15 protein-coding genes, 1 tRNA gene and 2 pseudogenes are annotated in these 13610 nt (G+C 57.7%); 5 read left to right on the top strand and 13 right to left on the bottom strand.

The genetic code is table 11. The features are described from left to right. Positions 1-6: 6 nt before the first annotated feature. The 7 genes from HU719_RS21650 to HU719_RS21680 all read right to left on the bottom strand — a co-directional run bounded on the left by HU719_RS21650 (position 7) and on the right by HU719_RS21680 (position 4724). Positions 7-1008: a glycosyl transferase family protein gene (locus tag HU719_RS21650; protein WP_186534519.1), complete on the bottom strand. Its 1002-nt coding sequence runs from the start codon at positions 1006-1008 to the stop codon at positions 7-9. After that, on the bottom strand, positions 1005-1340 hold the full coding sequence (locus tag HU719_RS21655) for a TusE/DsrC/DsvC family sulfur relay protein (protein ID WP_186516531.1): 336 nt from the start codon (positions 1338-1340) through the stop codon (positions 1005-1007). The genes HU719_RS21650 and HU719_RS21655 overlap by 4 nt, the downstream gene beginning before the upstream one ends. Further along, the gene (tusB, locus tag HU719_RS21660; RefSeq protein ID WP_186534520.1) at positions 1337-1633 is read right to left on the bottom strand and encodes a sulfurtransferase complex subunit TusB; all 297 of its coding nucleotides are present in this window, start codon (positions 1631-1633) and stop codon (positions 1337-1339) included. Before tusB ends, HU719_RS21655 begins: the two co-directional genes overlap by 4 nt. After that, positions 1633-1992: a sulfurtransferase complex subunit TusC gene (gene tusC, locus HU719_RS21665; protein ID WP_186516527.1), complete on the bottom strand. Its 360-nt coding sequence runs from the start codon at positions 1990-1992 to the stop codon at positions 1633-1635. Before tusC ends, tusB begins: the two co-directional genes overlap by 1 nt. A gap of 1 nt (position 1993) precedes the next feature. Next, the gene (gene tusD, locus HU719_RS21670) at positions 1994-2386 is read right to left on the bottom strand and encodes a sulfurtransferase complex subunit TusD (protein WP_186534521.1); all 393 of its coding nucleotides are present in this window, start codon (positions 2384-2386) and stop codon (positions 1994-1996) included. A gap of 88 nt (positions 2387-2474) precedes the next feature. Beyond that, positions 2475-3854, bottom strand: a complete 1380-nt coding sequence (locus HU719_RS21675; protein WP_186534522.1) for a nucleobase:cation symporter-2 family protein — start codon at positions 3852-3854, stop codon at positions 2475-2477. 198 nt (positions 3855-4052) lie between these two features. Then, complete coding sequence (locus HU719_RS21680) at positions 4053-4724, bottom strand: Bax inhibitor-1/YccA family protein (RefSeq protein WP_186516524.1); 672 nt, start codon at positions 4722-4724, stop codon at positions 4053-4055. 148 nt (positions 4725-4872) lie between these two features. Between HU719_RS21680 and HU719_RS21685 the strand changes: the two genes are divergently transcribed. Then, positions 4873-4960, top strand: a tRNA-Ser gene (locus HU719_RS21685). 109 nt (positions 4961-5069) lie between these two features. Here the strand turns inward: HU719_RS21685 and HU719_RS21690 are convergent. Beyond that, positions 5070-5468, bottom strand: coding sequence for a site-specific integrase (locus tag HU719_RS21690; protein WP_367616524.1), 399 nt, complete (start codon positions 5466-5468; stop codon positions 5070-5072). Positions 5469-5596: 128 nt separating this feature from the next. On the opposite strand from HU719_RS21690, the gene tnpA reads away from it, so the two are divergent. The 3 genes from tnpA (at position 5597) to tnpC (ending at position 7431) form a co-directional block, all read left to right on the top strand. Continuing rightward, positions 5597-5917 (top strand): IS66-like element accessory protein TnpA, encoded by a 321-nt coding sequence (gene tnpA / locus HU719_RS21695; protein ID WP_186534523.1) that lies wholly within the window; start codon positions 5597-5599, stop codon positions 5915-5917. Further along, complete coding sequence (gene tnpB, locus HU719_RS21700) at positions 5914-6135, top strand: IS66 family insertion sequence element accessory protein TnpB (RefSeq protein WP_186534524.1); 222 nt, start codon at positions 5914-5916, stop codon at positions 6133-6135. Before tnpA ends, tnpB begins: the two co-directional genes overlap by 4 nt. A 204-nt stretch (positions 6136-6339) precedes the next feature. Next, a complete protein-coding gene (tnpC, locus tag HU719_RS21705) occupies positions 6340-7431 on the top strand; it encodes an IS66 family transposase (RefSeq protein ID WP_437179696.1) in 1092 nt (363 codons plus the stop codon). Between the two features lie 37 nt (positions 7432-7468). On the opposite strand, the gene HU719_RS21710 is transcribed toward tnpC, so the two are convergent. Further along, positions 7469-8737 (bottom strand): 2-hydroxycarboxylate transporter family protein, encoded by a 1269-nt coding sequence (locus HU719_RS21710; RefSeq protein WP_437179693.1) that lies wholly within the window; start codon positions 8735-8737, stop codon positions 7469-7471. Positions 8738-8908: 171 nt separating this feature from the next. On the opposite strand from HU719_RS21710, the gene HU719_RS21715 reads away from it, so the two are divergent. Continuing rightward, on the top strand, positions 8909-9826 hold the full coding sequence (locus HU719_RS21715) for a LysR substrate-binding domain-containing protein (protein WP_186534527.1): 918 nt from the start codon (positions 8909-8911) through the stop codon (positions 9824-9826). Between the two features lie 16 nt (positions 9827-9842). Here HU719_RS21715 and HU719_RS23705 read toward each other — a convergent pair. The 4 genes and pseudogenes from HU719_RS23705 to HU719_RS21735 all read right to left on the bottom strand — a co-directional run bounded on the left by HU719_RS23705 (position 9843) and on the right by HU719_RS21735 (position 13511). Further along, a pseudogene (locus HU719_RS23705) lies at positions 9843-10537 on the bottom strand (RraA family protein). Positions 10538-10587: 50 nt separating this feature from the next. After that, positions 10588-11196 carry a 3-isopropylmalate dehydratase small subunit gene (gene leuD, locus HU719_RS21725; RefSeq protein WP_186534528.1) on the bottom strand — a complete coding sequence of 203 codons (609 nt, stop codon included), beginning with the start codon at positions 11194-11196 and terminating at the stop codon, positions 10588-10590. A gap of 1 nt (position 11197) precedes the next feature. Continuing rightward, positions 11198-12619 carry a 3-isopropylmalate dehydratase large subunit gene (gene leuC, locus HU719_RS21730; RefSeq protein ID WP_186534529.1) on the bottom strand — a complete coding sequence of 474 codons (1422 nt, stop codon included), beginning with the start codon at positions 12617-12619 and terminating at the stop codon, positions 11198-11200. A gap of 147 nt (positions 12620-12766) precedes the next feature. Continuing rightward, a pseudogene (locus tag HU719_RS21735) lies at positions 12767-13511 on the bottom strand (sulfite exporter TauE/SafE family protein). Positions 13512-13610 lie beyond the last annotated feature (99 nt).

Here is a 13610-nt window from a genome sequence, read left to right on the forward strand (position 1 = left end):
ATCGGGTTATTCGATGTTTGTGCGGGCCGCCCAGTAGCCTCGCGCCGTGCTAAACGCTTGTTCGCGGCCTTGGCCAAGGCCGCGCAACGCCAGGGCCATAGTCGCAACCACAGCCATTTCGCCGTAGCTGTCTTCAGCTTCACCGCGCCATACCGCCAGCAAGTGCTCGGGTTGCAAGCTGGCAGGCTTCACATGACGTTGGGCGCTCAGTGCTGGCCATTCTTCGTCCCACGCCTCGGCGTTGGAGGTGCCGTACAGGTGGCTGATGACGTCCGGGTTCACCTCGATTTCGCCGCCATCGCCTTTGATCACCAGCGAGTGGTCGCCCAGCAGCCGACTCGCTTCGCGGTGCACTGCCTGGTAGCCGGGGTGGAAGATGCTCTGCAGGCCGCAGCGCGCCGCCAGCGGGTTGAGCACCCGGGCGAGGGAATGAATAGGCGAGCGCAGGCCCAAGGTATTGCGCAGGTCGATCATCCGCTGCAATTGTGGCGCCCAGTCCTGCAGGGGGAAGAACGCCAGTTGGCCCTTGTCCAGCGTTTGCGCAACGCCAGCCCAGTCGCGGCACAGTGGGATATCCAGCAGGCCCAGCAGTTGCTCGGTATACAGCCGCCCGGCGGTGTGAGCGCCGCCACCGTGCATCAGGATGCGCACGCCATTGGCGGCCAGGCATTTGGCGGCGAGCAAGTACCACGGCAAATGGCGTTTTTTGCCCGCATAGCTCGGCCAGTCGAGGTCGACGCTGATGTTCGGGGCCTGCAACTGCGCGCGCAGCGCTTCGGTGAAGCCGGCAAGCTCCTCGGCGCTTTCTTCCTTGTGCCGCAGCAGCATCAGGAAGGCACCCAATTGGGTGTCCTCGACCTTGCCTTCAAGCAACAGGGTCATGGCGGCACGCGCCTCTTCACGGCTGAGGCCGCGCGCGCCGCGCTTGCCCTTGCCGAGAATGCGCACAAATTCAGCAAAAGGGTGTTCGGCTGGGGTTTCCAGGGTCAGCGGGTGTGGTTCGGTCATATGCAATTGGTCGGCTTGGGCAGGCCCGCCAGCTTGGCGGCAAGTTTGGCGGGGGTGCCGTTGAACAGGCGGTTCAGGTGCGGGCTGTTGCCCTTGTCGGCGCCCAGCTTGAGCGCTGTGTACTTGATCAGTGGGCGCGTGGCTGGCGACAGCTGGTATTGGGCGTAGAACTCGCGCAGCACGTTGAGAATTTCCCAATGCTCGTCGGTCAGGCTGATCTGCTCCTGCGCGGCCAGTGCTTGCGCGGCTTCGGGCGACCAGTCTTGCAGGTCGAGCAGAAAACCGTCTTTGTCCAGGGCGATGGTGCGATCGCCGACCGTCAGGGTACTCATAGCCAGCTGTTGACCTTGTCATAGTGCAGTGAGAGTTCAACGAACGCGGGGTAGTCCACCGCGATAACCTGCGTGCCGTCGAGGGCGCGGGCTTGCAGGTCTTCAGCGAGGGCGAAGAGGCGCGGGCCAAGGTTGGCGGCCTGGAGCATCTGTAGCGGCTCGCTGCCAGCCTTGAGTGCGTAGGTGGCATCGCCACATAGCAGCAGGCCGTCGTCGGCACCGAGCAGGCGCAGGCAACTGGCCAGGCGCTGGTCACCGAAGGGCGAATGGGCGATTACATGCAAGGTCGTCATCAGAGCGTTACCACTTGGTCAAAACGGGCAATCAGCGCCTTCAACGCTGCATCGTCGAGTACCTGCACTGGCAGGTTCAGCGCTTCATCTGCAAGGCCGCGCCGGGCCAGGCTGTGGGCGCAGGCAAACAGCTCTTCTACGCCAAACATCGGCAGTGCCTGCAGGTTGGCGGCAAGGTTCTTCTGCTGGAGGGCATCGGGCTGCTGCGCTGCGGCCAGCTGGAATACCCCGTCATCGAGAAACAACATGCCCAGCGGCAGATCGAACGCACCACCGGCCAGCGCAACATCCAGCGCTTCGCGTGCACAAGGCCCGCTCCACGGCGCCTGGCGGCTGATGATCAATAAAGATTTGGCCATTTCAATCGCCTCCAAAGCAGACCAGGCGGTCGGCCAGCTGCGCGGCTTCGTGCAACTGGCCAAGCCCGGAGAGCTCCCATGGTGCCGGCAGGTTCACGGCTGGGCGCTGATAGCGGTTGGCTTCGGTGTCATCCAGCACGCCACGGCGCAGCGCGGCGGCAATGCACACTACGGCGTCCAGGCTGTGCTCGGTGATAAAGGTGCGCCATTGCGCAGCCACGTCCAGTTCGTCCTGTGGCGCAACAATATTGGCCGACGCACTGTGCACGCCGTCCTGATAGAAAAACAGCCGGGCAATGTCATGCCCGCTGGCCAGCACCGCCTCGGCAAAGCGCAGCGCGCGGCGTGAGGAGGGCGCATGGGCAGGAGAAAAGACCGCAATGGCGAATTTCATGGAAAACCCGTGCAAAAGATTAACGCCATGATAAAGCAAAAAGCCCGCGCTGGTGGGCGCGGGCTCGTGGGTAAAGCGGCCGCGCAGCTCAGGCCTTGGCCTTGCTCTCGGGCAGGAACCAGTTCAACAGCAGCGCACAGAGCCCGCCGGTGGCAACCCCGGACTCCAGCACGTTGCGCACCGCAGCCGGCATGTGCGCCAGAAACTCCGGTACCTGCGCAACACCCAGGCCCAAGGCCAGGGAAACCGAAATGATCAGCAAGGCGCGACGGTCCAGCCGGGTGCTGGCCAAGATATTGATGCCCGACGCTGCCACCGCACCAAACATCACCATCGCCGCGCCCCCCAGCACCGGCTCAGGCACCGCCTGAATAACCCCGGCCACACTTGGGAACAGGCCCAGCAGTACCAGCATCAGGGCGATCCAGATACCGATATGGCGGCTGGCGATACCGGTCAGCTGAATAACGCCGTTGTTCTGCGCAAAGATCGAGCTGGGGAAGGTGTTGAACAGCCCTGCCAGGAGCGAATTCGCGCCATTCACCAGCACGCCGCCCTTGATGCGCTGCATCCACACCGGCCCTTCGACAGGCTGGCGCGAGACTTTACTGGTGGCAGTCACGTCACCGATGGCTTCGAGCGCAGTCACCAGGTAGATCACCAGCATCGGAATAAACAGCGCCCATGAGAACCCGAGCCCGAAGTGCAGCGGCGTCGGCACCTGGAACAATGCGGCCTGGTGCATGCCGGTAAAGTCCAGGCGGCCCAGGTAACCGGCCAGCGCGTAGCCCACAGCCAAGGCAATAACGATGGCGCAACTGCGCATCCACACCACCGGGATACGGTTCAGAATTACGATGATGGCCAGCACCACGCCCGACAGTAGCAGGTTTTCGCCGTTGGCAAAGGTGCCGTCTTTCATCGCGCCAAAGCCACCGCCCATGCTGATCAGGCCGACTTTGATGAGGGTCAGGCCGATCATCAGCACCACGATGCCGGTCACCAGCGGGGTGATCAGGCGCTTGACGAAGGGCAGGATGCGCGACACGCCCATCTCCACAAAGGAGCCGGCAATCACTACACCGAAAATCGCCGCCATCACCCCTTCGACTGGCGTGCCTTGCTGCACCATCAGTGCGCCACCTGCAATCAACGGCCCTACGAAGTTGAAGCTGGTGCCTTGCACGATCAACAGCCCGGCACCAAACGGCCCAAAGCGCTTGCACTGCACAAAGGTGGCGATACCAGAGATTACCAACGACATCGACACGATCAGGTTGGTGTCCCGCGCCGATACGCCAAGCGCTTGGCAAATCAGCAGCCCTGGGGTCACGATCGGCACAATAATCGCCAGCAGGTGCTGCAGGGCGGCGAGCAGGCCAATCAGTGGGCGCGGTTTGTCCTCCAGGCCCAGCACCAGTTCATTGGCAGGTGCTGCCGCATCTGGCTGGTGTTCGTTTGCACTCATGGAAAATGCTGCCCCGGCAGAAAAAAGGAGCGCATTCTACGGGCTGGAACAGCGTTGGGGTAGGGGCAAACATCAAGCCCGGGTGTATCGCATATAACCTGACTTTATGGTCAGTTGTTGTGCCCGCTCTGCGGCTATCTCCGAGCCACGAAAAAGCCCGCCGAAGCGGGCTTTTTGCTGGGGTGCGAAGTGTTTGAATCAGTCGTCGCGGCCCATGATGCCGAACAGCTGCAGCAGGCTGACAAACAGGTTGTAGATCGATACATACAGGCTGATGGTCGCCATGATGTAGTTACGCTCACCGCCCTGGATGATGGCGCTGGTCTGGAACAGGATGCACACCGACGAGAACAGCACGAAGCCTGCGCTGATCGCCAGTTGCAGGCCGCTGATCTGGAAGAAGAAGCTGGCAACCACGGCGCCCAGCAGCACGAAGAAGCCTGCGGTGATGAAGCCGCTGAGGAAGCTCATGTCCTTGCGGGTGATCAGCACATAGGCGGACAGGCCACCGAATACCAGTGCGGTCATGGCAAACGCCGAGCTGACCACTTCAGCGCCACCGGCCATGCCGAGGTAGCGGTTGAGGATCGGGCCGAGGATGAAGCCCATGAAACCGGTCAGGGCGAAGGTGGAAACCAGGCCCCACGCCGAGTTACGCAGTTTGGAGGTGAGGAAGAACAGGCCGTAGAAGCCGATCAGCACCACGAAAATGTTGGGGTAGCCGACGCGCATCTGCTGGGCGATGAACGCCATGACGCCGCTGAAGGCAAGGGTGAGTGCCAGCAGGCTGTACGTGTTGCGCAGGACCTTGCTGATCTCCTGCTGCTCGACCTGTTGGCCCTGGTGGAGGGTGTAATCCTGTTCGCGCATGGCGACACTCCTTAGACGGTTGAACCGGGGCGAACCCACGGCATTGGAACGTAAGTGGCTCGAAGCATACCAGAGCTGCTGCAAGCCGCGACACAGAGAGTTTGACAGCTTGTTTCATTGCGGTATTATTGCCGCCGCAAAACCTGCTGGAAGCGTGGCCGAGTGGTTTAAGGCAACGGTCTTGAAAACCGTCGATGGGCAACTATCCTAGAGTTCGAATCTCTACGCTTCCGCCATATTCAAGCCCTGATTATTCAGGGCTTTTCGCGTTTTTGGGGCATAGAAAAACCAGCCGGGGGAACACCCTTGGTGGTGGTTTATTTTGGAAGCGCTTCCGAAACTTCGCTACTTGGTGGGTTTCGCCAAGGCTCCAACTCGGCGATAGACTCGCTCGGTAATGTCGCCCTTTGTGTGGCCCAGTAGTAGGCTGGCTTGGTCGATATCGGTGATCTCCGAGGCCGCTTTCGGGCGAATGTCGCGGAACTGGAACTGACTGATTCGGCTTGCCAGAACCTGGTCACCCGCGGCGACTGCTTCCTTAACCGCCTCTTCCCTGGCGTCGTCCCAGCGATGGCGAAGCATAGGCGCCGTGACCCGTTTCCCGTTATCGGTCAGCAGCAGGTACGGCGAGCCATGCGGAGCGTTGCGCTCTAGAATCTTCCTGAGCAGGGCGCCCAGGCCGCTCTCCACTCCATCGACTTCAAGCATGATCCGCAGCTTCTTGTTGGTCTTCTTCTGCTTCACCCCGAGGGCCTTGCCCTCAATGTCATCCGTAAGCGTCCGGCGAACTCACCTTCCGAACTCCAGCTTTAAGGGCGATGGTATCCGCGTGTTTTTAAGCGGACGCGATCGCCCTTATCGCCAGGATTAGCATGCGCCAACGAAGCTCTTATCCGAAACCGTTCAAAGCCCAGGTCGTTCAGGAATGCCTGCAACCTGGCGCATTCATTTCCAGTGTCGCCATCAGCCACGGCATCAATGCCAACGTCATCCGCAAATGGATGCCGCTCTATCGAGACCAGCCCGCAGCGACTTCACTACCGGCATTCGTCCCGCTAAAAGCCGTACCTAAACGGCCAGCCGAAGCGTCAGTGATCATCGAGTTGCCCATGGCCGGCCAAGTGATCACGGTGAAATGGCCAACCTCAGATCCCGAGGGCTGTGCACAATTTATCCGGGCTGTCGCTCAATGATCCGCATCGATGCAATCTGGCTGACCACCGAGCCGAGGGATATGCGCGCCGGCACCGAAACCGCATTAGCCCGGGTGATAGCAGTGTTCGGTGCGGCGAAGCCGCACTGCGCTTATCTGTTCGCCAACCGCCGGGCTAACCGGATGAAAGTGCTGGTGCACGATGGCGTGGGCGTCTGGCTTGCCACACGGCGACTGAACCAAGGCAAGTTTCACTGACCCGGTATTCGCCATGGCTGTGAGATCGAACTCGACAGCGAACAACTCCAGGCGTTGGTACTGGGTTTGCCGTGGCAGCGAGTCGGTGCGGGTGGCGTGATCAGCATACTGTAATCGCCGGCCATTTGACCGGTCTGCTTGCCGTCGCTTCGGGCCTGCTCTGGCACAATCGGCGGCATGACTTCCTCACCCAACCTCGACCAGATGACCCCGGACCAGCTTGGTGCCTTGGCGGCACAGGCGTTGCAATTGCAGTCACAGGTCGAGGCGGTGAGCAGGAAGATCCAGAACGATGAAATCCTCATCGAACAGTTCAAGTTTGAAATCGCCTTGCTCAAACGCCAAAAGTTTGCCGATCACTTGCCGCTGTACCGGCAGGCGAAAATTTTTGGTCGCGCCGGGCTGGCAATCGCTCGCTCAACCTTGGCCCAGTGGGTCGGACAAACCGGTGTGCGGCTCCAGCCGCTTGTCGATGCACTGCGTGAAGCCGTGCTGAACCGAGGTGTGATTCACGCTGATGAAACACCGGTGCAAATGCTTGCGCCGGGTGAGAAGAAAACCCACCGAGCCTATGTATGGGCCTACAGCACGACGCCGTTTTCGGCGCTCAAAGCTGTGGTTTACGATTTCAGCCCAAGCCGTGCAGGCGAACATGCGCGCAACTTCCTGGGCGACTGGAGCGGCAAGTTGGTCTGCGATGACTTCGCTGGCTACAAAGCAGGTTTTGAGCAAGGCATCACTGAAATCGGCTGCATGGCCCACGCCCGTCGCAAGTTTTTCGATCTGCATGTGGCGAACAAAAGTCAGTTGGCCGAACAAGCGCTGCACTCGATCAGCGGCTTATACGAAGTCGAACGCCAAACGCGGGACATGAGTAATGAAGATCGTTGGCGAGAACGTCAGGAAATGGCGGTACCGATCCTCAAAAAACTGCATGACTGGATGTTGGCTCAACGCGGCCTGGTGCCCAACGGATCAGCCACGGCCAAAGCCCTCGACTACAGCCTGAAACGCTGGGTAGCGCTGACGCGCTACCTGGACGATGGAGCTGTGCCGATCGATAACAATCAGGTCGAGAACCAGATACGGCCATGGGCACTCGGGCGCTCGAACTGGCTGTTTGCCGGGTCGCTGCGCAGTGGTAAACGGCCGGCTGCCATCATGAGCTTGATCCAGTCGGCGCGTATGAATGGGCATGATCCGTATGCCTATCTCAAAGATGTGCTGACGCGGTTGCCGACGCAGCGGGCCAGTGAAAGCGGGCAACTACTGCCGCATCAGTGGGTACTGGCCTGACTTACGCAAGGTGAGTTGGGCGGACGCTTACGATCGATTAGCTAAAGATGCCGAGCAAAACTGTTGCGCCGATCACGGTAGCTGCACCGCCAATTCGGGTTGAAATCTGTGCGAAGGGCATCAGCTGCATTCGGTTGCATGCTGACAAGATGGCTACATCGCCTGTACCACCTAAGCCACTATGGCAGCAGGTGACGATCGCGGATTCAATCGGGAACATTTTCAACAGATTTCCAATCAGGAAGCCTGCAGCGGTCATTGCGATTACCACTGAAGCGCAAACCATCACGTAACCGACCGAAAACACGCTCGCGACGCTATCCAGAGGCACGTAAAGCATCCCAAGTCCGATCATTACAGGCCAAATGAAGGCTGTGGAAATGAGCTTGTAGAATTTTTTACTGCCTTTCTCAAGCTTCTCGGGCAGCACGCGGACGTATTTGAAGATCACCGCCACCAGAATCATCATCACCGGCCCTGGAATGTGTACCACCTTCTCTAGCAGCCCGCCTAAGACGAAGAAGGCGCAGATAAGCAATACACCTGCTCCCATGTATCGGAAGTCTATGGCGCTGTCGTCCTCGGCTTCTTCGCGGAAGGTGTCGTTCTCTTCGCGTGCACGAATTAGTTGGCCGTCACCGTTTAAGTCAGGCCTGCGTGCACCCCAGCGAGCCAGCGTACCCGCGCAGATGATGGCCACGATGTTGCCTACAACCGCAGCAGGTACCAACTGTGCGACATACTGCTCCGGTGATCCACCGAGGATGTGCGAATACGCCAGCGATAGTGGAAGGATGCCCTCACCAATGCCACCGCCGATAATCGGTACGATGATGTAGAAGAAGGTGTGGTGCACCGTGTAGCCGAAGCAAACACCTACCACTAATCCAGCAGCAACTGCGGCCATCGTACCGATCACGAGTGGAATGAACATCCTGATCATGCCTTGGACGAGAATAGTCCTGTTCATGCCCAATATGCTGCCGACGACCAAGCTTGCTATCACAAAGTAGAGAAAGTTCGCATCCTTCATTAGCATCTTGGTGGCATCAATGGTTGTGCTGCCAAAAAAGCCGTAGTACACCAACACTGATGGAAGCAGCAGGCAGAGGATCGCACCTCCGCCTATGTCACGGAGCACTGGCAGTTTCTGGCCGATCTGCCCTAGGAGCATGCCCAAGGTCATGATGACCGCTAGGCCCCCGATCATCGATTTCGGGAGATAACCGAGGTGAGCTGAGAGAAACACGATCAGCGCGATGCCTACAAAATAGGGCAGTGGGATAACGCCGATTTCGTATTCCATCAATGCGCTAAGCCGGCGCCGTGCCGGTAGAGCTTGAGTAGCAGGTGTCATTCTGAATTCCTCTCTTTATTATTGTGCGAGGAGGCTTTATGCCGGGTTCACGGGAATTTCCTTGGTGATAAAATGCTATCCTTCTCCTAATCGTAAATAAACAGCCCTTCTATGTACTCTATGAACACGAATCATGAAGTGACGCCGCGCCCTGACGACCTGCGAGTGTTTCTCACGGTGATCCGTGTGGGCAGCTTCTCGGGTGCAGCTCTGGAGTTAGACCAGTCACCCGCCTACGTGACGAAGCGCATTAAAATTCTGGAGGAGACCCTTGGCACGCGTTTGCTACACCGTAGCCCGCGTCGAATTGCCCTAACTGATTCAGGGGTGCGTGCCCAGCAGTGGGCCGTCCGGATACTGGATAACCTTGACGAGTTCATGGGCGATTTGAGCCAAGTGCGAAAAGCTCCCAGGGGCTTGCTGCACATTTGTAGCAGCTTCGGGTTTGGTCGAAATTATGTAGCTCCCGCGGTTGCTGAGCTTTCGAGTGCATATCCTGACTTAGAAGTTAAGCTTGATGTGTTCGACAGGGTGGTTGACATTGTTGGCGAAGGATTCGACTTAGAGATAAGGGTTGGTGACGACATTCCCGAAAATCATATCAGTCGACTGCTCGTTGCCAATAAACGTGTGATATGCGCTACGCCTGAATATCTCGCGCATCGGGGTACCCCAGAGAAGCTTACGGATTTGTCAGGCCACGATTGCCTGGTGCTGAAGGAGCGAAACAATCCTTACGGTGTATGGAAGCTTCTCCAATCAGAAAAAGAAGAAATAGTTCGGGTCAACGGACGGCTGTCATCCAACAATGGCGAAATTGTGCTGCAGTGGGCCTTGAATCACCGTGGTTTGTTGTTGAGATCGATGTGGGATGTTAAGCCACTCTTAGAGCAAGGTCGCTTAGTTCAAGTTCTACACGATTATAGCCAGAGTGCTAATGTCTGGGCGGTCTACCCCACACGCTTGGCGGATTCCGCCAAGCTGCGGGTATGTGTCGAGTTCCTTGAATCCAGTTTCAGTCGTCTGAGAGCTGACTGAATGAGCACATTAATCGTCAGATGGGACAGCCTTTGCCACGAAGCTGTTCATCAAAACGGTTGGGGTCGAGAGTACCGGCGGCGATGGACTTGATGATGTTTGCCTCTCTGTCGAGCAGTTCCGCGCACCGTGAGTAGACTCCTGGCAGTTCGTTCGCACCTACTGCCACCACTCCGTCGGCATCGCCTACTATCAGATCCCCAGGATTTACTATCATGCCAGCGCACGCGATCGGAACGTTTATTTCGCCGCCGCCGTCTGTACTTGGCCCTCGGTGTACGTATCCCAACGCAAACACGGGGAGTTCACCCCCATCCATTCCTCCCGGTCTCGGATAGCGCCGTTCACAACCACTCCGGCTATACCGGCTTTGATGGCCATAGCTCGCATGATGCCGCCGATCACGGCACGGCTGACATCTCCACTCCCGTCGACGACTAAAGCATCACCCGGACGCGCCATCTGAATGGCTTTGAGTAACAGCAGATTGTCCCCCGGTCGAATCCTGACAGTCAGGGCACTCCCGCAAAGATGACGGAATCCGTGATATGGCTTAAGTCCCAGGCCGCCTGTATTTCGTCCCAAACAGTCGCTGACGATTGCTGAAGGCATTCCTTCAAATGATTCTCGCCATTTTTCCTCGATAGGTGGAGGGGAGGGATTGATCCGATACCCTGTAGGCCAGTCCCCGTCATTTAATACGTTAAGCATTCGAGCATCTCCAGATGCCGACCCTCTGTGGGTCGGCTAACGACTGCGAGTTAGGCCAACCAAGGGTTAGTTTGCAGGTGACGCTCCTCAAACCTACGGATTTGCTCACTTCGGACGAGTGTGCTGCCAATTGCGTCAAGTCCTTGGAGAAGCGCATCCTTGCGCAGCGCGTCGATCTCGAATTTGATCCGGCGACCATCAGCCAGAAGAATGAACTGCTCTTCCAGCGCAACAGCGATTTTTGCGGTTTCCGGCTGACTGACCATGGCGCTGAGCTCTTTGAGTTCTGCGGTAGACAGCTGGATGGTGAGAACGCCATTGCGCTGGCAGTTGTCGTAAAAGATGCCTGCGAAGCTCGTCCCTACCAGAGCTCGAATCCCTAGCTGTTTCATGCCCCAGACGGCGTGTTCGCGGCTTGACCCACAACCAAAGTTAGGGCCCACCACTAGGAATTTGCTCTCGCGCCAAGGTGCTTGGTTGAGGACAAACTCGGGATTCGGCGAACCATCGGCCAAGAATCGCAAATCGAAGAACGCCCCACGGTCGAGGCCGTTACGATCAATCCCTTTGAGGAATTGCTTAGGCATGATTACGTCGGTATCGACGTTCGCAGCCAGGATCGGCGCGGCAATGCCTTCTACTTTGTTGAACGGCTGCATACTAGGCCTCCAGTACCAAGGAACGAACATCGACCAAGTGGCCAGTTACAGCCGCTGCTGCAACCATCGCTGGACTCATGAGGTGGGTGCGTGCACCTTGACCCTGTCTACCTTCAAAGTTGCGGTTGGTGCTTGAGGCGCAGCGATCACCTGGGCTCAGCACATCGTCATTCATGGCAAGACACATTGAGCACCCTGATTGTCGCCACTCGAAGCCTGCGTCGCGGAAGATCTGGGCGATCCCCTCGACTTCTGCTGTGTCACGCACCTGCGTGGAGCCTGGGACGATCATTGCACGTACGCCTTCTGCCACTTTCCGCCCTTTAACCACACGTGCGGCATCGCGAAGGTCTTCGATTCGAGCATTGGTGCAAGAACCAATGAAAGCATGGCTGATTTTAATGTTGCTAAGTGCCGTACCCGGTTGCAGATCCATGTAGCGGAGTGCTCGCTCTAGGTCACGGCGCAGGATCAAGTCTGGCTCTTCCATGGGGTCGGGAACTGTGTCAGAAATCGCAGCAGCCTGATCAGGGCTGGTACCCCAGGTAACCATCGGTTGGAGGTCTGCTACATCCATACGGACTTCTAAGTCGAATTCGGCACCGGGGTCGGTGAACAGTGACTTCCAGCTTTCGACTGCCTGATTCCATACGACCCCTTTCGGCGCACGTGGTTTATCAGCCAGGTAAGCGAACACTTTTTCATCCGGGGCCATGAAAGCTCCGCGAGCTCCGGCTTCGACTGCCATGTTGCAGATAGTCATTCGAGCTTCGACGCTCAAGGCGGTGATGGCAGGCCCACTGAACTCGATGGCATAGCCAGTCGCGCCCGAGGCGCCGATTTGGCGGATCAGTTCCATGATGATGTCCTTGGAAACCAGTCCAGGCCCCGGGGTGCCTTCGACAGTCACCCGCATGCTTTTCAGGCGCTTGTACACCAGAGTTTGGGTCGCCAAGAGATGCTCAATCTCGGAGGTGCCGATACCGAAGCCGAATGCACCCAGTGCACCGTATGTGGTTGTGTGGCTATCACCTGCCGCCACCACCATGCCAGGGAGGATGAATCCTTGTTCTGGCGCTACCACGTGTTCGATACCTTGGCGCTTGTCTAGGACGTCGAACAGTTCAATGCCGAAATCGCGGCAGTTTTCTTCGAAGTAATTGACTTGCAGGGTGCCACCTGCGTCAGGCATTGCAGAGATTCGATCAGGTGCAGTCGGGTTTACGTGGTCGACTACACAGAGAGTTGCCGAAGGGCGCCAAACCTTGCGACCTGCTTCCCTTAAGCCGCTGAATGCTTGAGGGCTTGTGTATTCATTCGCAACCTGACGATCAATGTAAAGGAGCACGTGTCCTTGATCATCCAGCTCACAAACGGTGTGGGAGTCGATGTGTTTCTGGTAAAGCGTCTTTGGGGTATTCATGGCAAATTTTTACCCGATATTGTTATTGATGCAGCCCGCAGGCATCACGATCACTGGCGAGCAGTGTGGTATCAGCTTATCGAGTCAGATTTCTAAATAAAGATGCCAAGTAAATACCTTTGATGCACGATTCGTGAATTAGCTGGTTTAGCCCTTGATGAACAGCAGGATTGCCGATAGCACCAGAAAAACGGCGAACCCAATCCGAATGTGACGCTCGTGCACCCTGTAGGCCATTTCACTCCCCAACCTACGCTCAACAGTCCTCCTGATGCCATGGCAAGGCCCATAGGCCAATCCACATGACCATTCCAGCAGTCGTTGCCAGGGTACTCATGGTGCTTGGAAGCGCGAGCGTAAGGGCCGTGCCCTGCGCAGCCAGTTGGCTGAGGCCGAAAACACCAGTGAGGACAGGAACTGCCACCACCGATGCACCCACTCCGAAAAAGCCATAGAACCCCACAGCAGACCCAAGTGCGCCTAATCGGAGGGGAGTTGGTTGACCCTTGGGTTTACTGTGCCGATGAGGGATGCGGTTTCTGAGCAGGGTGAGCGCTGCTAGGCCAACCATAAGCACTGCGAAGCCCATTCGGATGTAGAGAGGATCGAGGTGCACCGCTGCTCGGGCACCAATCCGTGCGGTAATGAAGCCCATGATCGCCAGAGGGAGTGCACGCGACCATCGGATGGGGCTTCTTTGCTGATACCGCCAAAGTGCAAGGGCGACGTTAGGAACCATCATGACTAAAGCAGTACCCTGAGCCATGGTTTGGCTCAAACCCAGGACTAAGGTCATCAGCGGGATTGCAACCAGGCCTCCCCCGATACCAAAGACCCCCCCTAGTGCACCCATAAGGGCCCCAAAAATAAAGTCCACTGTGAAGTTGATCATGCCGCCAGCCAAGTCAGTGAACGGGCGAACGAAATTAGGTTGCCCAAAGGGGGAACATGCCGGGATCCGCCTGTTTTTTGAACTCGTGTTACGTGAATA

Origin of the sequence: Pseudomonas farsensis (genome assembly GCF_014268805.2) — a bacterium.
In the GTDB taxonomy this organism is placed as follows: Bacteria; Pseudomonadota; Gammaproteobacteria; order Pseudomonadales; family Pseudomonadaceae; genus Aquipseudomonas; species Aquipseudomonas farsensis.